We start from the raw sequence: 18,845 nt of genomic DNA, 5'->3' as shown, positions 1-18,845 counted from the left end.
CATGAAAGAACTTCCGCTTTCCTCGTCGCAACGGGACGATGCGGCCGGCGCAGCCGAGGTGCGAGCCCCGCGCGCGTGGCAGTCGCTGCTGTTCGACGGGCGCCTGTCGCTCGCCCTGCTCGCGCTGCTGCTGCTGGTCGCGATTCCGCTCGTGTTCGGCTCGTTTCGCATCGGGCTGTTCGGCAAGTACCTGAGCTTCGCATTCTGCGCGGTCGGCCTCGTGCTCACGTGGGGGTACGGCGGCATCCTGAGCCTCGGGCAGGGCATCTTCTTCGGGCTCGGCAGCTACATGATGGCGATGTACATGAAGCTCGAAGCGACCGCCGCCGACCCGGCCGCCGCCGTGTTCGGCAACGGCGGCCCGCCGGTGCCGGACTTCATGACGTGGAACAGCATCGACACGCTGCCGTGGTGGTGGGCGCCGTTCGAGCACGCATGGTTCGCGCTGCCCGCGATCGTGATCGTGCCGACGCTGCTCGCGTTCGTGCTCGCGTATGCGAACTTCCGCAAGCGCGTGGGCGGCGTGTATTTCTCGATCGTCACGCTCGCGCTCGCGTCGATCATGACGATCGTCATCATCGGCCAGCAGGGTTACACCGGCGGCATCAACGGCATCACGAACCTGCCGACCTTCATGGGCCGCAGCGTGCAGAGCGACACCGCCGTGTACGTGCTGTATTACGTGAGCGCATGCCTGCTGATCGCGACGATCCTCGCGGGCCGCTTCATTCTGAAAAGCCGGCTCGGCAAGGTGCTGATCGCGATCCGCGACCGCGAGGACCGCATCCGCTTCTCCGGCTACGACCCGGCGCTGTTCAAGGGTTTCGTCTTCGCGGTCGCCGCGCTCTTTGCGTCGATCGGCGGCGCGATGTTCACGCTGCAGGTTGGCTTCGCGTCGCCGTCGGTGTGCGGGATCGTGCCGTCGATCGAGATGGTGATCTACGCGGCGGTCGGCGGCCGCCTGTCGCTCGTCGGCGCGGTGTACGGCGCGATCCTGGTCGGCGCGGCGAAAAGTTACCTGTCCGAGCAGTTCGTCGGCGTGTGGCTGTACCTGATCGGCGCGCTGTTCATCGTCGTGCCGATGTTCCTGCCGAAAGGCCTCGCGGGCGTGCTCGAACGCCTCGATCCGAAGCGGGAGGCGTGAGATGGGACAGATGATCCTTTCCGTCGAGAACCTGACCGTGTCGTTCGACGGCTTCAAGGCGATCGACGACCTGAACTTCTATGTCGAGGAAAACGAGCTGCACGTCGTGATCGGGCCGAACGGCGCGGGCAAGACGACGCTGCTCGACATGATCTGCGGAAAGACGAAACCGAGCTACGGCACGATCGTGTTCAACGGGCTGAACCTCGAACGGATGCTCGAATACCAGATCACGCGCGCGGGCGTCGGACGCAAGTTCCAGAACCCGCTCGTGTACGAAGACCTGACCGTCGCCGAGAACCTCGAAATCTCGTATCCGAAGCAGCGCGACGTGGTCGGCTGCCTGTTCTTCCGCCGCGACGCGCAGGTGCGCGCCGCGATCGACGAGATCGCCGACACGATCTTCCTGGCCGAGCACCGGGACCGCAAGGCGGGGCTGCTGTCGCACGGACAGAAGCAGTGGCTCGAAATCGGCATGCTGCTGATGCAGAAGCCCGACCTGCTGCTGCTCGACGAGCCGGTCGCCGGCATGAGCGCGAAGGAACGCGAGCAGACCGGCGCGCTGCTGCGGCGGATCGCTGCGGGCCGCTCGGTCGTCGTGATCGAGCACGACATGGAGTTCGTGAAGTCCGTCGCGCACAAGGTCACGGTGCTGCATCAAGGGAAGAAGCTCGCGGAAGGCACGATGGACAACGTGCAGAACGACCCGCGCGTGATCGAAGTTTATCTGGGGCACTGACGATGCTGTCGATCGAAGACCTGAATGTGTATTACGGCGAGAGCCACGTGCTGCACGACGTCGGCTTCGAACTGGCGGCCGGCGAGACCGTCGCGGTGATGGGCCGCAACGGCATGGGCAAGACGACGCTGCTGAAGTCGCTGATCGGCATGATCCCGACGCGCAGCGGCCGCATCGTGCTGAACGGCGCCGATCTCGCCGGCACCCGCAGTTACGAGCGCGTCGCGGCCGGGTTCGGCTTCGTGCCGCAGGGACGGATGATCTTTCCGTACCTCACCGTCGAGGAAAACATCCTGACCGGCATGGACCGCGTGCGCAAGCCGAAGATACCGGACTACGTGTTCGAGTCGTTCCCGGTGCTGTGGGAGATGCGCCGGCGGCGCGGCGGCAACCTGTCCGGCGGCCAGCAACAGCAGCTCGCGATCGCGCGCGCGCTCGTGACCGAGCCGAAGGTGCTGATCCTCGACGAGCCGACCGAAGGCATCCAGCCGTCGATCATCAAGGACATCGCGCGCGCGCTGAACCGGCTGAAGCGCGAACGCAACTTCGCGCTGATCGTGTCCGAGCAGGTGCTCGCGTTCACGCTCGACATCGCGGACCGTTTCCTGATCATCGAGAAGGGCCGCTTCGTGCACGCCGACCGGCGCGAGAACGTCGACGCCGACCGGATCATGCGTTACCTGACGATCTGATTCATGCGGCGCGCGCTGCGCGCCGCTTTCCACCCCGAAAGGAGCAGCCATGCTACACGGCGATATTTCCAGCAGCCGCGACACCGTCGGTGTCGCCGTCGTCAACTACAAGATGCCGCGCCTGCACACGAAGGCCGAAGTGCTCGCGAACGCGCGCAAGATCGCGGAGATGGTGAAGGGAATGAAGTCGGGCCTGCCCGGCATGGACCTCGTGATCTTCCCCGAGTACAGCACGCACGGGATCATGTACGACCAGCAGGAGATGTACGACACGGCGGCGTCGGTGCCCGGCGAGGAAACCGCGATCTTCGCGGAAGCATGCCGCAGCGCGGGCGTGTGGGGCGTGTTCTCGCTGACCGGCGAGCGCCACGAGGAGCACCCGAACAAGGCGCCGTACAACACGCTGATCCTGATGAACGACCAGGGCGAGATCGTGCAGAAGTACCGCAAGATCATGCCGTGGGTGCCGATCGAGGGCTGGTATCCGGGCAACTGCACGTACGTGTCCGAAGGGCCCAAGGGGCTGAAGATCAGCCTCATCATCTGCGACGACGGCAACTATCCGGAAATCTGGCGCGACTGCGCGATGAAGGGCGCGGAACTCGTCGTGCGCTGCCAGGGCTACATGTACCCCGCGAAAGAGCAGCAGGTCATCATGGCGAAGGCGATGGCGTGGGCGAACAACGTGTACGTCGCGGTCGCGAACGCGGCGGGTTTCGACGGCGTGTATTCGTACTTCGGCCACTCGGCGATCGTCGGTTTCGACGGCCGCACGCTGGGCGAATGTGGCGAGGAGGAGTACGGCATCCAGTACGCGGCGCTGTCGACGAGCCTGATTCGCGACGCGCGCAAGAACATGCAGTCGGAGAACCACCTGTACAAGCTGCTGCATCGCGGCTACACCGGCAAGATCAATTCGCGCGAGGAGGCGGACGGCGTCGCCGAATGCCCGTACGACTTCTACTCGAAGTGGGTCAACGATCCGGAAGGCACGCGCAAGATGGTCGAGGCGCTGACGCGCGGCACGCCCGGCACGGAGGAATGTCCGGTGCCGGGCATCCCGAACCCCGCCGACCTCGCGCATCGCTGAACGCGGCGCACACACCGACGGAGGCCCACGGATGGTGACGACCTATACGTCGATTGTCGGCCGCGCATCGGACGAGCGAACGGCCAGCCTGCTGCACGACCTCGCGCATCGCGGCCGCGTCGATTACGTGACGCTGGCGGCCGACGACATCCGCCGCCACCGGCTGCGCGTGACGACCGAGCACGGCCGCGAATGCGGGATCGCGCTCGACCGGCATACGCATCTGTTCGACGGCGCGGTGCTGCGGCTCGACGGCGACGGCGCGCTCGTCGTCCGCACGAAGCGCACCGAGTGGCTGCGCATCGTGCCGCGCAACGCGGCCGCCGCGCTCGAACTCGGCTACTTCGCGGGCAACATGCACTGGGAAGTGCGCTTCGCCGGCGCGCAGCTCGACATCGCGCTCAAAGGCCCCGCGGACGACTACCTGCAACGGCTCGCGCCGCTACTCGGCAGCGGGCAGGTCGCGCGTGTCGCCGCGGACGAAGCGGGCGCGCACGACGGCGCGATGCACCCGCATTCGCATGCGCATGCCCACCCGCATCCGCACGCGGGCCACGCGCATGACTGACCACGCGAGCGCGCTGGCCGCGCTACAGCAGGCGGACAGCTTCTTCCCGGGCGGCGCGATGGCGTTCTCGTGGGGGCTGGAGGCGCTGCGCCGCGACGCGCTGGTCGTCGATGCGCGCACGCTCGCCGCGTTCGTGCGCACCCAGGCGCTGCGGCGCTGGGCGACCTTCGACCAGGGCATCGTCTGCGCCGCGTGGCGCGCGGGCGACGACCTCGACGCGTGGCGCGAAGCGGATGCGCTGTGCGAGGCGATGACGCTGCCGGAGCCGTTGCGCAGCGGTTCGCGCCGGCTCGGCCGCACGCTCGCGGACGTGCACGCGCGGCTTGGTCTCGACGCCGCGCGGCGGCTGCGCGACGCGCTCGCGGAACGCGCGTCGCCGGGCCATCTGCCGGCCGTGCAGGGCGGCGTGTGGCGCGCGCTCGGCATCGGCCTCGACGACGCGCGCGCGGTGTCCGCGCACACCGTCTGCACCGGCGCGGTCAGCGCGGCGGTGCGGCTCGGCCTCGTCGGCCATCTCGACGCGCAGCGCGTGCTCGCGTCGCTGCGCGCGCCGCTCGCGGACGTGCTGTCTCGCGACGCGCCCGAGCCGGCCGCGCTGTCGTCCACCACTTTCGCGGCCGACATCGCCGCGCTGCGGCACGCGGCGCACGACGCGCGGCTGTTCGCGAACTGAACCGAACGGAGCATCCGGATGTTGCTGACACCGACCGAATACGAGCGCCTGACGCTCTACACCGCCGCGCAGCTTGCGCGCCGGCATCGCGACAAGGGGTTGAAGCTGAACCATCCCGAAGCGGTCGCGCTGATCGCCGACGAGATTCTCGAAGGCGCGCGCGAGGGCCGCAGCGTCGCGGACCTGATCGCATGGGGTGCGACGCTGCTGACCGAGGACGACGTGTTGCCGGGGGTCGCGGACCTCGTGCCGATGCTGCAGGTCGAGGCGTCGTTCGAGGACGGCACGAAGCTCGTGACCGTGCATCAGCCGATCCGCGCGGGTGCGGGCGAACGGGCCGCCGATGCGCCGGTGCCGGGCGAGATCGTCGCGGCGGACGGCGTGATCGAACTGAACGCGGGCCGCGAGCGCGGCGCGGTCCGGGTGATGAACACCGGCGACCGGCCAGTCCAGGTCGGCAGCCACTTCCATTTTTTCGAGGCGAACCGTGCATTGCGCTTCGACCGTGCGAGCGCGTTCGGCATGCGCCTCGACATTCCGGCCGGCACCGCGGTGCGCTTCGAGCCCGGCGACGAAAAAGAGGTCGCGCTGGTCGCGTTCGGCGGCACGCGCGAGATCTATGGCCTCAATGGTCTGACCGACGGCGCGCTCGACGCGCCGGGCAGCCGCGATGCGGCGCTCGCGCGCGCCGCGTCGCGTGGTTTCGAGGGAGCGTGAATGGTCACGATGACACGCAAGGCGTATGCGGAGATGTTCGGCCCGACCGTCGGCGACGCGGTGCGCCTGGGCGACACGTCGCTGTTCGCGGAGATCGAGCACGACTACACCGTCTATGGCGACGAATGCCTGCACGGCGGCGGCAAGACGCTGCGCGACGGGATGGGGCTGATGGCCGGCCACGACAGCGCGGACGGCGCGCTCGACATGCTGATCTGCAACGCGACCGTGATCGACCCGGTGCTGGGCGTCGTGAAGGGCGACATCGGCATCAAGGACGGGCGCATCGTCGCGATCGGCAAGGCCGGCAATCCGCAGGTGATGGACGGCGTGCATCCGCAACTGATCTGCGGCGTCGCGACGACCGTGAAGGACGCGGAAGGGCTGATCGCGACGCCGGGCGGCATCGACGTGCACGTGCACTTCGATTCCGCGCAGCTATGCGAGCACGCGCTCGCGTCGGGGCTCACGACGCTGATCGGCGGCTCGCTCGGGCCGATCACGGTCGGCATCGACTGCGGCGGCGCATGGAACGTCGGCCGCATGATGCAGGCGTCCGAGCAGTGGCCGCTGAACTTCGGCTTTCTCGGCCGCGGCAATTCGAGCAAGCCGCGCTCGCTGATCGACCAGCTTCGCGGCGGCTGCTTCGGCCTGAAGATCCACGAGGACTGGGGCGCGATGCCCGCGGTGATCGACACGTGCCTCGCGGTCGCGGACGAATACGACTTCCAGGTGCAGTTGCACACCGACACGCTGAACGAGGCCGGTTTTCTCGAAGACACCGTCGCCGCGATGAAGGACCGCACGATCCACATGTATCACACCGAGGGGGCGGGCGGCGGCCACGCGCCGGACATCATCGCCGTCGCCGGGCGGCTGAACTGCCTGCCGTCGTCGACGAATCCGACGAACCCGTACACGGTGAACACGTTCGACGAACACCTCGACATGATCATGGTGTGCCATCACCTGAACCCGGCGGTGCCGGAGGACGTCGCGTTCGCGGAGTCGCGCATCCGCGCGCAGACGATCTCCGCCGAGGACGTGCTGCACGACCTCGGCGCGATTTCGATGCTCGGCTCGGACAGCCAGGGGATGGGACGCATCAACGAAGTGATCTGCCGCACATGGCAGCTTGCGTCGAAGATGAAGGACCAGCGCGGCCGGCTGCCGGAAGAGCGCACCGCGCGCGGCGACAACGAGCGCATCCGCCGCTACGTCGCGAAGTACACGATCAACGCCGCGCGCACGTTCGGCATCGCGGACACGGTCGGCTCGCTCGAAGCGGGCAAGCTCGCGGACATCGTGCTGTGGCGGCCCGCGTTTTTCGGCATCAAGCCGGAAGTGGTCGTGAAGGGCGGCTTCATCGCGTGGGGCGCGATGGGCGATTCGGCCGCGTCGCTGATGACGTGCGAACCGCTCGCGATGCGTCCGCAGTGGGGCGCGTTCGGCCGCGCGCCTTCTTCGCTCGCGGTGAACTTCGTGAATCCGCTTGCGATCGAGCACGGGCTGAAGGAACGGCTCGGCCTGGCGAGAGGGCTGGTCGCCGCGCGCGGCACCCGCACGCTGACGAAGCGCGACATGCTGCACAACGACGCGTGCCCGGCGATCACCGTGAACCCGCAGACGTTCGAAGTCTCGATCGACGGCCGCGTGATCCGCTGCGATCCCGCGCGCGAGGTGCCGTTGAGCCGCCGTTACATGCTGCGCTAGGCGCGTTTTCACCGATGAGGATCTCACCATGAATCACGTTGCAGCGGAACCTGCCGTCCAGGCGGCGGCGACCGGCGCCGGCCGCGCGGCGCGCGTCGGCATCGGCGGGCCGGTCGGCTCCGGCAAGACCCGGCTCGTCGAGCAGTTGATCCCGCGCTTCGCCGCGCGCGGCATCGACCTCGCCGTCATCACGAACGACCTCGTCACGCGCGAGGACGCGGAGCGCGTGCGCCGCAGCGGGCTGATCGACCCGGCGCGCGTGCTCGCGGTCGAAACGGGCGCGTGTCCGCACACCGCGATCCGCGAGGACCCGACGCTGAACCTGCAGGCGGCCGACGAACTCGACGAGCGTTACGCAGGGCTGCAACTCGTGCTGATCGAATCGGGCGGCGACAACCTCGCGTCGTCGTTCTCGCTCGATCTGGTCGACTACTGGATCTTCGTGATCGACGTCGCGGCCGGCGACGACATACCGCGCAAGCGCGGGCTCGGCGTGCTGTCGTGCGATCTGCTGGTCATCAACAAGTTCGACCTCGCGCCGTACGTCGGCGTGAATCTCGCGCGGATGACCGACGAGGCCCGCGTCGTGCGCGACGGCCGCGCGGTCGCGCTGACGAACTGCGCGACCGGCGAAGGCGTCGAAGCGGTGGTCGATGCGATCGTCGACAACGTGCTGTTCGACGCGCGCTGAATGTCCGCGACCCGTCCGATGCACGACACCACGATGCCCGCCGCGCCGCAACTCGACCTGCGTTTCGAGCGCACGCGCGCGGGGCGTACGTGGCTTGCGTGGCAGCGCGCCGGTTATCCGTTCCATGTCGGCCGGCGGCTCGACGGCGCGCGCGACGGCGACGCGCGCGTGATCGTGCAGTCATGCTCGGGCGGGCTGTTCGAGCATGACCGCGTCGCGCAGCGGCTTGTCGCGGCCGACGGCGCGCACGCGCGCATCGAGACCGCCGCGGCGACGATCGTGCATACGATGACCGACGGTCACGCTGCGTCGCACGTCGGTATCGACGCGCATCCGCATGCGCGCGTCGCGTGGCTGCCGGAACCGACGATCCTGTTTCCGCGCGCGCGCTTTGCGAGCGCGATCGACGTCACGCTGCATCCGCGCGCGGCGGTGCTGCTCGCGGACGCGTACCTGACGCACGATCCGGCGCGCGGCGGCGCGACCTTCGCGCGGCTCGACGCGTCGGTCGCGGTGCACGATCCGCGCGGCCGGCTGCTCGCGCTCGACCGCTTCGTGCTGGAGCCGGGTCCGTCGGGCCAGGTCGGCGTGACCGATGCGGCCGATGCGGCGGGCCGGCCGTTCGCCGCGCATGGCGGCCTGTTCGTGCTGATCGGCGCGGACGCGGCAGACGACGAACCCGGCTCGACGCCGACGCCGACGCCCGGCGGCGACGCGGCGCGCGAAGTCGCCGCTGCGCTTGCTCACGCACTGGCGCACGCGGACGGCCGGCAAGCCTACGCGGGCGCGGGGCTGCTGCCCGGCGCTTGCGGCGCGTTCGCGCGCATCCTCGCCGCCGACGCGCCCGCGCTGCGCGCACTCCTTTCCACGGCCGTCGAGGCGGCGTCCCGCGCGCTCGACGGCCTTTCCTGCGGAGCGCCGCGCGCGCTTCGCGCTCCTTCGAATCGCGAGGTTATCCGTGACTCTTCGCCGTCCTTCGAAAGCCGACCTGCAACGCATCAGCGACAGCCGGCATCTGTGCCTGACTGAAGTCGAACTCGACCAGTTCCACGAACTGGTCTGCGAAAACCTCGGGCTGTACGACACGCTCGACCAGTACCCGGACCCGCCGCGCGACGTGCTGCCGGCGGTGCGGATCGCGGGCGAGCGGCCCGCGCGCGCCGACGACCCGCTGAACGCGGTCGTGCGCGCGTGTTCGGTGCGGTTGCCGGGCGCGGACGGCCGCCTCGCGGGCCGGACGATCGGCCTGAAGGACACCATCTGCGTGGCCGGCATTCCGATGTCGTGTGCGTCGCGGCTGCTGTACGACTTCACGCCGGTCCACGACGCGACGATCGTGCGCCGCCTGCTCGGCGCAGGCGCGCACATCACCGCGATCCTGAACACCGACGACTTCGCGTTCTCCGGCGGCGGCCATACGAGCGCGTACGGGCCGACGCTGAACGCGGCGAATCCCGCGCATCTCGCGGGCGGCTCGTCGTGCGGGTCGGCGGCGGCGGTTGCGACGTCGCTCGTCGATTTCGCGATCGGCGGCGACCAGGGCGGGTCGATCCGCATTCCGTCGTCGTGGTCCGGCATCGTCGGGCACAAGCCGACGCACGGGCTCGTGCCGTATACCGGCATCGTCGGCTTCGACCTGACGATCGACCACATCGGGCCGATGACGCGCACCGTCGCCGACGCGGCGCTGCTGCTGTCGGTGATCGCCGGCGCCGACGACGACGCGGCGGACCCGCGCCAGACGCGCGCGGCCGAACCGCGCGACTACACGCAGGCGCTGACCGGCGACATCCGGGGCCTGCGGATCGCCGTGATCGAAGAGGGCTTCGGCTCCGCGCACGGGCAGCCCGACGTGGACGACGCGGTGAAAGCAGCGGTGAGCGCGCTCGCGAAACTCGGCGCGCATGTCGAGACCGTGTCGGTGCCCGAGCATCTGAGCGCGATTCCGGTGTGGAACGCGGTCGCGATCGAGGGCGGCGTCGCGAGTTTCTACTCCGGCCATCACAGCTATCAGAACAAGGGCGTGTACGACCCGCGCCTGATGTCCGCGATGGGACGCGGCATCCGCACGCACGGCGGCGACTTCTCGCCGACGGCGAAACTCGGCGTGCTGGTCGCCGCGTACATGACCGACTACTACGACGGCGTGTTCTACGCGCGGGCGCGCAACCTCGCGCGGCAGCTGAACGCCGCGTACGAGCGCGTGTTCGCGCAGTACGACCTCGTCGCGATGCCGACCACGCCGCAGACCGCGCATCCCCTGCTCGCCGACCAGGAGACCGACCGCAGGACCTTCGTGCGCGAGGCGCTGAACATGTGCGCGAACACGTCGGCGTTCGACCTGACCGGGCATCCGTCGATCTCGGTGCCGTGCCGTCGCAGCGGCGGCCTGCCGGTCGGGCTGATGCTGACCGGCCGCCACTTCGACGACGCGACCGTGCTGCGCGCCGCGCACGCATACGAGCAGGGGGCGGCATGACGCGCCCGCACGCGACGCAGGCCGCGCAGGCACAGACGTCGCTCGACGCGTGGCGGATCGCGAGCCGGCCGTGGTACGAACCGGCCGGCGACGAACTCGAATGCTTCGAGGCCGCGAGCGCCGCGCGTCTGCCGGTGATGCTGAAGGGGCCGACCGGCTGCGGCAAGACGCGGCTCGTCGAACACGTCGCGTGGCGGCTCGGCCGGCCGCTGGTGACGATCGCGTGCCACGAGGACCTGACCGCGAGCGACCTGGTCGGCCGTTATCTGCTGGACGGCAACGGCACCTACTGGCAGGACGGGCCGCTTACGCAGGCAGTGCGCCACGGTGCGATCTGCTATCTGGACGAAGTGGTCGAGGCGCGCCAGGACACGACCGTCGTGATCCATCCGCTGACCGATGCGCGCCGCGTGCTGCCGGTGGACCGGCGCGGCGAGCTGATCGCCGCGCATCCGGACTTCATGCTGGTGGTGTCGTTCAATCCGCACTACCAGCACGTGTCGAAGAACCTGAAGCCGTCGACGCGGCAGCGTTTCGTCGCGCTCGACCTCGACTGGCCCGACGCGGACGCCGAAACGCGGATCGTCGCGCATGAAGGCGGCATCGACGCCGAACGGGCCGCGACGCTCGTCGCGGTCGCGCGGCGCACGCGCGGGCTGGACGACGTCGCGCTGCCCGAGGGCGCATCGACGCGGATGCTGGTGTACGCGGCGACGCTGATCGCGCGCGGGATGGCGGAGAAGGCCGCCTGCCGGATCGCGATCGTGCAGCCGCTGACCGACGACGCGGCCGCGCGCGACGCGCTGCTCGCGCTCGTGGACAGCGCGTTCCGGTAGCGGGGTGGCGGCGATGGCGGCGCGTGTCGGAGGGTGGCCCGGTGACGCTCGCGCGGGCGATGTTGCGGCGATGCCTGCGGCCGGGGGCGGGGCGGCTAGGGGGGCGTCGAAGAGCGATCTCGTTCGCGCTTCGCCGGGCCGCGCATCGACGGTCGCCGACGATGCCGCGCTGCGTTCGCTGACGCTATATCTGCGCGCCGCGTGGAGCGTCGCGCCTGCGCTGCGGCGGCAGCCGGACTTGCCGCATGTGGGCAACGCTGACGCGCCTCATACGAACACCGCGTTTCCGATCGTCACCGAACAGTCGATCCTGCTGCCTCGCGGCGATATCGAGCCGATGTCGAGTCGCTCGCGGCGCGTGCTCGATCTCGCGAGCGTCGCGCACGCGGCCGCGCATCTGACGTGGTCCACCGCGCGCTTCGAACCCGGCACGTTGCGGCCGTTGCAGACCGTGCTGGTCGGGCTGATCGAGGACGCGCGCGTCGAACGCCTCGCGCTCGCGCGTTATCCGGGCCTGCTCGCGTGGTGGCTGCCGTTCCACCGTGTCGGGCCGGACAGCGCGCGCACCGCGTCCGCGCTGATGGCGAGGCTCGCGCGGGCGCTGCTCGATCCCGGTTACGCCGATCCCGAAAGCTGGGTGATGAAGGCCCGCGCGCGTTTCGACGATGCCTACGCGCATTGCGCGGGCGCCGATCCGACGATCGCGCGGTCGCTCGGCAATCTGCTCGGCAACGACCTCGGGCAGATGCGCGTGCAGTTCAACGCGCGGACCTATGAGCCGGTTGCCGCCTATCGCGACGACAACAGCCTGCTGTGGGACCTGCCGCCGACGCCGCTCGCGGCGTCCGCCGACGAGCCCGCGCCCGAGCGCAGCGCGGCGCCGGTCGAAGGCGAGCCGCAACCGGACGCGGTGCGCGAGCCGTCGCGCGAAGCGACGCCATTATCCGAAACCCGCGATGAACCGGCGGCCGCGCCGGTGGCCGCCGGCATGCGCGAAGGCGACGACGCGCCGGAAGCGGTTGCGCCGATCGACCGGTATCACGAATGGGACTACGTGATTCGCCGTTACCGCGCGAACTGGTGCAGCGTGCAGACGATCGCACCTGTGCGGCCGACTGCCGACGACGACGCGCGATCCAGTCCGGCTGCGTTGCCGGCATCGCGTGTCGCCGCGCTGTTGCGCTCCGGCCGCCATCGCGAGCCGGCCGGCAAGCTGCATGCGCACGAAGGCGACGTGCTCGACCTCGATGCGTGTATCGCGGGCCGCATCGACGCGCGCCGCGGCGTCGCGACCGACGTGAAGGGTTTCGTGCTGCGTCGCTCGCGCCCGCGCGGCGCGCCGCTCGCGGTGCTGCTCGACCTGTCCGCGTCGGCCGGCGAGCGGATCGGCGTCGCCGCGCAAACGGGCGCGCTGCTCGCGCAGGCGCTGCGCGCGCTCGGCCGGCCGTATGCGATCTACGGGTTTCATTCGGACGGCCGCCATCGCGTGCGTTTTCATGTGTTCAAGGACTTCGACGTCGATTGGGACGCGGCGGCGCACACGCGGTTGATGAGCGTGCGGCCGTCGCTGTCCACGCGCTTCGGCGCCGCGCTGCGCCATACGGCGGCGTGCGTCGCGCGGCACGGCATGCGGCATGGCGCGCAAGCGGGCGGCCGTCACGCGTCGCTGCTCGTCGTGTCGGACGGCGAGCCGTTCGACGTCGACAGTTACGACCCGAAGTATCTGCGCGCGGACATGCGCCGCGCGCTGGCCGAACTCGACGCGCGCGGGATCGCGTGCGGTTGCCTCGCGCTCGATGCGGGCCGCGTCGCGGACGCGGCCGCGCTGTTCGGGCGCGAGCGCGTGGCGCTGCTGCGCGATGCGTCGGATCTGGCGGGCGCGCTCGGGCGGCTGGGGGCGGCGCTGCGTTAGCGGAGTGCCGCGTTGCCGATGCGGCGGTAACATACAGCCCCATCCCCTCGAAACAGGACCACGCGATGTCGATTGCCCAGACTCCGGCCACCCCTTATTACGCGGTGATTTTCACGTCGATCCGGACCGACGTGGACGACGGTTACGCGGAGATGGCCGGCGCGATGGTCGAGCTGGCCCGCAGGCAGCCGGGATTTCTCGGCGTCGAGTCGGCAAGGGAGGAAGTGGGGATCACCGTGTCGTACTGGGACAGCCTCGAATCGATCGCGGCGTGGAAGCGCGACGCCGAGCATCTGGCCGCGCAGCGGCGCGGGCGCGAGCACTGGTATGCGAGCTACAGGACGCGGGTGTGCATCGTGCAGCGGGACTATGGGTTCGAGCGCGGGGAATGACGGCCCGTTTGCGTCGGCTGCCATCTCGCGTCAGGCGTCGTGCTTGACAGTAAATAGATGACTGGTTATCTTGCTACGACCGACGAATGCCCGAACAGAGAAAATGCCGAGACCCCCGAATCCAGAAGTGCGCGCCCGTCTGCTCGAAGCCGGGCGGGGCGTCGTCCACGAGCAGGGTTTCAACGGCTGCGGCGTGCAGGAAATCACCGACGCGGCGAAGGTGCCGAAGGGTTCGTTCTACAACTACTTCGACAGCAAGGAGTCGTTCGCGGCCGAAATCCTCGAACAGTACTGGCAGTCGCTCGACGAGCGACATGGCCCGCTGCTGCGCGACGGCCGCGTCGCGCCGCTTGCGCGCGTGCGGAAATTTTTCCATGCGGTGTCGCAGGACCATCGGGCCAACGGCTTCGCGATGGGCTGCCTGATCGGCAACCTGTCGCTGGAGCTGTCCACGGGCAGCGAAAGCGCCCGCCGGATGCTGCTCGACGTGATGCGCCGCTGGCAGCGCGCGCTGGCGGATTGTCTCGGCGACGCGCAGGCGCACGGCGAACTCGGCGACGACGTCGACGTGAGCGAACTGGCCGCGATCGTGATCGAAGGTTATGAAGGGGCGGTGATGCGCAGCAAGATCGAGCGCAGCAACAAGGCGCTCGACCGGTTCGAAAAGGCGGTGTTGCCGCGTCTGCTTCGCTAAATTTTTTTCGCCTTTTAATAAAGCGACTGGTCATATATTAATTGTCCGGTGCGCGTGGCGCGAGCCGTGTCCACCGTTTTGCGTAGCAGGTCTCCAACGGAAAGAGGATCACATGAGCAGCGAAAATCACAGGGACGCAGCGCAAGCCGGCCCCTACGCGGACCCGTCCAACCCGGCGTTGCCCGGAACGGGCTTTCGGCTCGACCGGACGAAGGCGGCGCTGGTCGTCATCGATCCGCAGAACGATTTCCTGAGCCCGAGCGGCGTCAGCTGGCCGTTCTTCGGCGAGAGCATCACAGAGAACAACACGGTGGCCAACCTCGACGCGTTGTTCAAGGCGTCGAAGGCCGCGGAGATCACGGTCGCGGTGTCGCCGCACTACTACTATCCGTGCGATCACGCATGGCACTTCGGCGGGCCGCTTGAGAAGGTGATGCACGACATCGGCATGTTCGACCGCAAGGGGCCGACCACGATGGACGGTTTCGACGGCTCGGGAGCCGATTTTCTGGAGCAATACAAGCCGTATATTCTGGATGGCAAAACGATCGTCGCGTCGCCGCACAAGGTGTACGGCCCGGAGACCAACGACCTCGTGCTGCAACTGCGCAAGCAGGGCGTGTCGCAGGTGATCCTCGCGGGCATGGCGGCGAACCTCTGTATCGAGTCGCACCTTCGCGAACTGATCGAGCAGGGTTTCGAGGTCGTCGTGGTGCGCGACGCCACGGCGGGGCCGCGCGTACCCGAAGGCGACGGTTATCTGGCGGCGCTCGTCAACTATCGTTTTCTTGCTCATGCGCTGTGGACGACCGAACAGACCGTCAGGCAACTGGCGGCTTGATGGGGAAAAACCGGCCGGTGGAAGGTACGGCCGGTTTCCGTTCCTCTCGCGCCCAGGTTAGATCGTGTCGAGAAAAAATATGACGATCATCATATTATGGGTATAATCCAGCCCATGAAGACACCCGCTGGCCGCAAGGCCCTTTCCCACGAACGTATCGTGCAGTCCGCTTCGCGCGTGTTGCGTCGCGACGGCTTCACCGGCGTCGGCGTGGCCGACGTGATGAAGAGCGCGGGGCTCACGCACGGCGGTTTTTATGCGCACTTCGATTCGCGCGACGCGCTGCTGGCCGAAGCGATAGAGGCCGCGAGCCTCGACAGCATCGCCCGCATCGAGGCGGCCATGCCGCAGCTTCAGGCGCAGGGCATGAGCGCGTTTCGTGCGCTCGTGGAGGCGTATCTGTCGCCGCAGCACATCGACGACTGCGAGCAGGGCTGTCCGATGCCCGCGTTGTGCGCGGAGATGCCGAGGCAGGCTCCGGAGGTGCGGGGCGCGTCGCGCCACATCCTCAAGAGGATGCACGGCCTCGTCGAACGGACGTTGCCCGCCCACGCGCCGCCGGCCGCCGCATGGGCGGTGGTCGGCGCGCTGTCGGGCGCGGTGCAGCTGGCGCGGGCGTTCGGCGACACCGACGAAGGGCGCGCCGTGCTCGCGCAAACGAAGGACGAATTGCTGGCGCGCTACGACACGTAGCCGGGCGCGCCGGCGGCAACGCGTGGCGCACCCCGGCCGCCGTCGCATCAAGCCGGGTTCGCTTCGCTTAAAAATATGATGACCATCATATTGAAATCGTGAACGCAATGCGTGAAAGGAGATGTCATGAAGATTGAAGGTGCAGTCGTTTTCGTTACCGGCGCAAATCGCGGCCTCGGCCTTGAGTTCGCGCGGCAGGCGCTCGCGCGCGGCGCGTCGAAGGTCTATGCGGGCGCGCGCGACCCGTCAACGGTCAAGCTGCCGGGCGTCATTCCGGTCAAGCTGGACGTCACCCAGGCCGACGAAGTCGCCGCGGCGGCCGCGCAGTGCAAGGACGTCACGCTGTTGATCAACAATGCCGGCATCGCGCGTATCGGTGCGTTCACCGAAGGCGATCCGGTGCCGCAACTGCGCGAGCAACTGGAAACCAACCTGTTCGGCATCGTCAACACGAGCCGCGCGTTTGCCGGCATTCTCGGCGCGAACGGCGGCGGCGCGCTGCTCAACGTGCTGTCGGTGGTGAGCTGGATCAGCACGCCGCTGCTCGGCACCTACGGCGTGACCAAGGCAGCCGCCTGGTCGCTGACCAACACGCTGCGCATCGAGCTGAAGGCGCAGGGCACGCAGGTCGTCGGTTTCCATGCGGGTTTCATCGACACCGACCTGACCCAGGGCCTCGATGTGCCGAAGGCGCGTCCCGAGGACGTGGTGCGCGCATCGTATGACGCGATCGAAGCCGGCGCGGAAGAAGTCGCGGCCGACGAAGCCAGCCGCCAGGTCAAGCAGGGGCTGTCGCACGGCGTCTACCTGACGGACGTGACGGCGGCCTGAGTTGCATCACTGGCGCGTAGTACGACGCGTGCATCTGCACGCGTCGCCTACATCGCATCGAGATGCCGCTTCACGTCCTGCAGGATGGAGTCGGACAGTGCCGGGTCGGTCATCACGCGCGACATCGTGATCGCGCCGATCATCGCCGACAGCGCGAACACGGCGTCCGATCGCGCGGCCTCGGGATTGCGCCGCCGGATGCGTTTCGCCATCACGTCGACGAGTTCCGAAAACGCGCCGGAAGCGGCGGCGCGCGCCGGTTCGTCCGCGCGCGCCAGTTCGCTGCCCAGCCCGGCCAGCACGCAGCCGCCGGTCGGGTTGTCGCGGTGCTCGGCGGACAGATAACGTTCGACGATCGACCTGAACGCCGCCTTGTTGTCGCCTTCGGCCGCGGCGGATTCGGCTGCTGCCGCGGCCGCGTCGAGTATCACCGCCATGCCGGACGCGCACGCCTCCGCCACCAGCTGGTCCTTCGATTCGAAGTGCCGGTAGAAGCCGCCGTGCGTGAGGCCCGCTTTCGCCATCACGTCGGCGAGCACGGTCGCCTGAATGCCGTTGCGCCGGATCTCCTCCGACGCCACTTCGACGATCCGTTTGCGCGTTTGCGCGACTTCGCTTCTCGATTTCTTCACGGTTCGTTCGCTCGCAAGTATCCGCTTCGATGGTAGCCGACATCGATATTGATGTCGAACATCATCTTAAATATAGGACTATCCCTTGACCGCCATAATGCCAGTCTGTATCTTTAGATGATGTTGATCATCTAAAACAACGGTTCTCCGGATCGACGGAAAGACGTGTCTGCCGCCGCGCATAACCGGGTCGGCTTCGCTCTGTCCAGCACGACTCCGAAACCGCGCGCCGAGGCAGGACATGACTGGAAAACAGGAAGAAGTGGGTACAGCGAGCGACGGCGTCGATGCCGGCGTGCTGGTCAGGCAGGGAACCGCACGCGGACGGACCGGCACGTGGATCGCGCTGATCGTGGCCGCATTGATCGTCGGCGGAGCGGGGTGGCGGTGGTCGTCGCACGCCGGCGGCGACAGTGCGGGACCCGGCGGCCCCGGTTTGCCGCAGGTGGTGGTCAGTGCGCCGTTGCAGCGCGATCTGGCGGCGCGGCTCGGGTTTCTCGGGCAGTTCTCCGCAGTCGATCACGTGGAAATCCGCGCGCAGGTCGGCGGTACGCTGAAGGAGATCCGCTTCAAGGACGGCGACGTCGTCCACAAGGGCGACCTGTTGTTCGTCATCGATCCGGAGCCCTATGAAATCCGGCTCGCGCAGGCGAATGCGCAACTCGAAAGCGCGACGGCCCGTCTCGAACTGGCGAGCCGCGAGCTGACCCGCGCGGAAACGCTCAAACGCAGCGACGCGGGAAGCCAGGAGAACGTCGATCAGCGCGCGTCGGACCAGCGCGCCGCCGAGGCGGCGGTGGACGACGCGAAGGCCCGGATTCGCGACGCGCGTTTCGATCTGGACCACTGCCGCGTGAGCGCGCCGTTCACCGGCCGCATCGGCACGCACCTCGTGTCGGTCGGCAACCTGATCGCGGGGAGCCGCGCCGCGACGAGCCCGACGACGCTGCTCGCGACGATCGTGTCGCTCGATCCCGTGTATCTCGACTTCGACATGAGCGAGGCCGACTACGCGACGTTCCTGCGCGAACGCGCCGCGCAGAAAGGCCCGCTCGCGAGCGGCGTCGATGTCGCGCTCGCGGCCGACAAGGACTTCACCCGGCGCGGCACGCTCGACTTCGTCGACAACGCGCTGGACCGTTCGAGCGGCACCATCCATGCGCGCGCCACGGTGCCGAACCCCGATCTCCAGTTGACGCCCGGCGAGTTCGCGCGGGTTCGCCTGACGCTGTCCACGCCGGTGCCGACGCTGCTCGTGCCCGACGCGGCCGTGCTGCCGGATCAGTCCGAGCACGTGGTGATGACCGTCGCGCCGGACGGCACCGTCGTGCCGAAGCCGGTACAGGTGGGCGACCTGCGCGGCGGGCTGCGCGTCATTCGCGCGGGCCTGGCTCCATCCGACCGGGTGATCGTCGACGGCCTGCCGTATGCGATGCCCGGCGGCAAGGTCAAGCCGACGAACGGCGAGATCCGCTTTGCGTCCGCGCCGCGCGAGGAGTGAGCCCGGA

20 protein-coding genes are annotated in these 18,845 nt (G+C 68.7%); 19 read left to right on the top strand and 1 reads right to left on the bottom strand.

All coding sequences use genetic code 11. The features are described from left to right. Nucleotide 1 precedes the first annotated feature (1 nt). The 18 genes from urtC to BLV92_RS27805 all read left to right on the top strand — a co-directional run bounded on the left by urtC (nt 2) and on the right by BLV92_RS27805 (nt 16,705). A complete protein-coding gene (gene urtC / locus BLV92_RS27890; protein ID WP_090551896.1) occupies nt 2-1,144 on the top strand; it encodes an urea ABC transporter permease subunit UrtC in 1,143 nt (380 codons plus the stop codon). A 1-nt stretch (nt 1,145) separates the two neighbouring features. Continuing rightward, nucleotides 1,146-1,883, top strand: coding sequence for an urea ABC transporter ATP-binding protein UrtD (gene urtD / locus BLV92_RS27885; protein WP_090551893.1), 738 nt, complete (start codon nt 1,146-1,148; stop codon nt 1,881-1,883). Nucleotides 1,884-1,885: 2 nt separating this feature from the next. After that, nucleotides 1,886-2,575 (top strand): urea ABC transporter ATP-binding subunit UrtE, encoded by a 690-nt coding sequence (gene urtE, locus BLV92_RS27880; RefSeq protein WP_090551891.1) that lies wholly within the window; start codon nt 1,886-1,888, stop codon nt 2,573-2,575. A 49-nt stretch (nt 2,576-2,624) separates the two neighbouring features. After that, a complete protein-coding gene (locus tag BLV92_RS27875; protein ID WP_090551889.1) occupies nt 2,625-3,665 on the top strand; it encodes an aliphatic amidase in 1,041 nt (346 codons plus the stop codon). A 31-nt stretch (nt 3,666-3,696) separates the two neighbouring features. Further along, nucleotides 3,697-4,233, top strand: a complete 537-nt coding sequence (gene ureE / locus BLV92_RS27870; RefSeq protein WP_090551887.1) for an urease accessory protein UreE — start codon at nt 3,697-3,699, stop codon at nt 4,231-4,233. After that, entirely contained in the window at nt 4,226-4,906 is a 681-nt protein-coding gene (locus BLV92_RS27865; RefSeq protein ID WP_090551885.1) for an urease accessory protein UreF, read from the top strand. The genes ureE and BLV92_RS27865 overlap by 8 nt, the downstream gene beginning before the upstream one ends. A gap of 18 nt (nt 4,907-4,924) precedes the next feature. Beyond that, on the top strand, nt 4,925-5,623 hold the full coding sequence (locus BLV92_RS27860; protein WP_090551883.1) for an urease subunit beta: 699 nt from the start codon (nt 4,925-4,927) through the stop codon (nt 5,621-5,623). 9 nt (nt 5,624-5,632) lie between these two features. After that, complete coding sequence (gene ureC / locus BLV92_RS27855) at nt 5,633-7,336, top strand: urease subunit alpha (protein WP_373681862.1); 1,704 nt, start codon at nt 5,633-5,635, stop codon at nt 7,334-7,336. Nucleotides 7,337-7,364: 28 nt separating this feature from the next. Further along, the gene (ureG, locus tag BLV92_RS27850; protein WP_090551880.1) at nt 7,365-8,027 is read left to right on the top strand and encodes an urease accessory protein UreG; all 663 of its coding nucleotides are present in this window, start codon (nt 7,365-7,367) and stop codon (nt 8,025-8,027) included. Beyond that, the gene (locus tag BLV92_RS27845; RefSeq protein ID WP_090551877.1) at nt 8,028-9,056 is read left to right on the top strand and encodes an urease accessory protein UreD; all 1,029 of its coding nucleotides are present in this window, start codon (nt 8,028-8,030) and stop codon (nt 9,054-9,056) included. It abuts the gene before it with no gap. Next, nucleotides 8,986-10,506: an amidase gene (locus BLV92_RS27840; protein WP_166676931.1), complete on the top strand. Its 1,521-nt coding sequence runs from the start codon at nt 8,986-8,988 to the stop codon at nt 10,504-10,506. The genes BLV92_RS27845 and BLV92_RS27840 overlap by 71 nt, the downstream gene beginning before the upstream one ends. After that, nucleotides 10,503-11,342 carry a CbbQ/NirQ/NorQ/GpvN family protein gene (locus BLV92_RS27835; RefSeq protein ID WP_090551874.1) on the top strand — a complete coding sequence of 280 codons (840 nt, stop codon included), beginning with the start codon at nt 10,503-10,505 and terminating at the stop codon, nt 11,340-11,342. Before BLV92_RS27840 ends, BLV92_RS27835 begins: the two co-directional genes overlap by 4 nt. A 70-nt stretch (nt 11,343-11,412) precedes the next feature. Continuing rightward, the gene (locus tag BLV92_RS27830) at nt 11,413-13,254 is read left to right on the top strand and encodes a nitric oxide reductase activation protein NorD (protein WP_090551872.1); all 1,842 of its coding nucleotides are present in this window, start codon (nt 11,413-11,415) and stop codon (nt 13,252-13,254) included. 65 nt (nt 13,255-13,319) lie between these two features. After that, a complete protein-coding gene (locus BLV92_RS27825; protein WP_090551870.1) occupies nt 13,320-13,646 on the top strand; it encodes an antibiotic biosynthesis monooxygenase family protein in 327 nt (108 codons plus the stop codon). 103 nt (nt 13,647-13,749) lie between these two features. After that, entirely contained in the window at nt 13,750-14,340 is a 591-nt protein-coding gene (locus tag BLV92_RS27820; protein WP_090551868.1) for a TetR/AcrR family transcriptional regulator, read from the top strand. Between the two features lie 112 nt (nt 14,341-14,452). Next, nucleotides 14,453-15,181: a cysteine hydrolase family protein gene (locus BLV92_RS27815; protein WP_090551867.1), complete on the top strand. Its 729-nt coding sequence runs from the start codon at nt 14,453-14,455 to the stop codon at nt 15,179-15,181. Nucleotides 15,182-15,340: 159 nt separating this feature from the next. Further along, on the top strand, nt 15,341-15,874 hold the full coding sequence (locus BLV92_RS27810; protein ID WP_309147450.1) for a TetR/AcrR family transcriptional regulator: 534 nt from the start codon (nt 15,341-15,343) through the stop codon (nt 15,872-15,874). 126 nt (nt 15,875-16,000) lie between these two features. Then, entirely contained in the window at nt 16,001-16,705 is a 705-nt protein-coding gene (locus BLV92_RS27805) for an SDR family oxidoreductase (protein ID WP_090551861.1), read from the top strand. A 47-nt stretch (nt 16,706-16,752) separates the two neighbouring features. Here the strand turns inward: BLV92_RS27805 and BLV92_RS27800 are convergent, their stop codons facing one another. Beyond that, nucleotides 16,753-17,337: a TetR/AcrR family transcriptional regulator gene (locus BLV92_RS27800; RefSeq protein ID WP_090551858.1), complete on the bottom strand. Its 585-nt coding sequence runs from the start codon at nt 17,335-17,337 to the stop codon at nt 16,753-16,755. Nucleotides 17,338-17,578: 241 nt separating this feature from the next. Here BLV92_RS27800 and BLV92_RS27795 point away from each other — a divergent pair, with 241 nt between their 5' ends. Continuing rightward, nucleotides 17,579-18,838 (top strand): efflux RND transporter periplasmic adaptor subunit, encoded by a 1,260-nt coding sequence (locus tag BLV92_RS27795; RefSeq protein ID WP_090551856.1) that lies wholly within the window; start codon nt 17,579-17,581, stop codon nt 18,836-18,838. The last annotated feature ends 7 nt before the right edge of the window (nt 18,839-18,845 follow it).

The organism is Paraburkholderia caballeronis, assembly GCF_900104845.1.
GTDB classification, from domain to species: Bacteria; Pseudomonadota; Gammaproteobacteria; order Burkholderiales; family Burkholderiaceae; genus Paraburkholderia; species Paraburkholderia caballeronis.
This window is presented reverse-complemented; position numbering and strand designations above follow the sequence as displayed.

Excerpts from the sequence above, each read along its gene's own strand:
- BLV92_RS27825 (WP_090551870.1), top strand. The coding sequence starts at position 13,320 with ATGTCGATTGCCCAGACTCCGGCCACCCCTTATTACGCGGTGATTTTC.
- BLV92_RS27875 (WP_090551889.1), top strand. The coding sequence starts at position 2,625 with ATGCTACACGGCGATATTTCCAGCAGCCGCGACACCGTCGGTGTCGCC.
- BLV92_RS27830 (WP_090551872.1), top strand. The coding sequence starts at position 11,413 with ATGCCTGCGGCCGGGGGCGGGGCGGCTAGGGGGGCGTCGAAGAGCGAT.
- BLV92_RS27820 (WP_090551868.1), top strand. The coding sequence starts at position 13,750 with ATGCCGAGACCCCCGAATCCAGAAGTGCGCGCCCGTCTGCTCGAAGCC.
- BLV92_RS27865 (WP_090551885.1), top strand. The coding sequence starts at position 4,226 with ATGACTGACCACGCGAGCGCGCTGGCCGCGCTACAGCAGGCGGACAGC.
- urtD (WP_090551893.1), top strand. The coding sequence starts at position 1,146 with ATGGGACAGATGATCCTTTCCGTCGAGAACCTGACCGTGTCGTTCGAC.
- ureE (WP_090551887.1), top strand. The coding sequence starts at position 3,697 with ATGGTGACGACCTATACGTCGATTGTCGGCCGCGCATCGGACGAGCGA.
- BLV92_RS27805 (WP_090551861.1), top strand. The coding sequence starts at position 16,001 with ATGAAGATTGAAGGTGCAGTCGTTTTCGTTACCGGCGCAAATCGCGGC.
- BLV92_RS27845 (WP_090551877.1), top strand. The coding sequence starts at position 8,028 with ATGTCCGCGACCCGTCCGATGCACGACACCACGATGCCCGCCGCGCCG.
- urtE (WP_090551891.1), top strand. The coding sequence starts at position 1,886 with ATGCTGTCGATCGAAGACCTGAATGTGTATTACGGCGAGAGCCACGTG.
- BLV92_RS27860 (WP_090551883.1), top strand. The coding sequence starts at position 4,925 with ATGTTGCTGACACCGACCGAATACGAGCGCCTGACGCTCTACACCGCC.
- ureG (WP_090551880.1), top strand. The coding sequence starts at position 7,365 with ATGAATCACGTTGCAGCGGAACCTGCCGTCCAGGCGGCGGCGACCGGC.
- BLV92_RS27815 (WP_090551867.1), top strand. The coding sequence starts at position 14,453 with ATGAGCAGCGAAAATCACAGGGACGCAGCGCAAGCCGGCCCCTACGCG.
- BLV92_RS27835 (WP_090551874.1), top strand. The coding sequence starts at position 10,503 with ATGACGCGCCCGCACGCGACGCAGGCCGCGCAGGCACAGACGTCGCTC.
- BLV92_RS27795 (WP_090551856.1), top strand. The coding sequence starts at position 17,579 with ATGACTGGAAAACAGGAAGAAGTGGGTACAGCGAGCGACGGCGTCGAT.
- urtC (WP_090551896.1), top strand. The coding sequence starts at position 2 with ATGAAAGAACTTCCGCTTTCCTCGTCGCAACGGGACGATGCGGCCGGC.
- ureC (WP_373681862.1), top strand. The coding sequence starts at position 5,633 with ATGACACGCAAGGCGTATGCGGAGATGTTCGGCCCGACCGTCGGCGAC.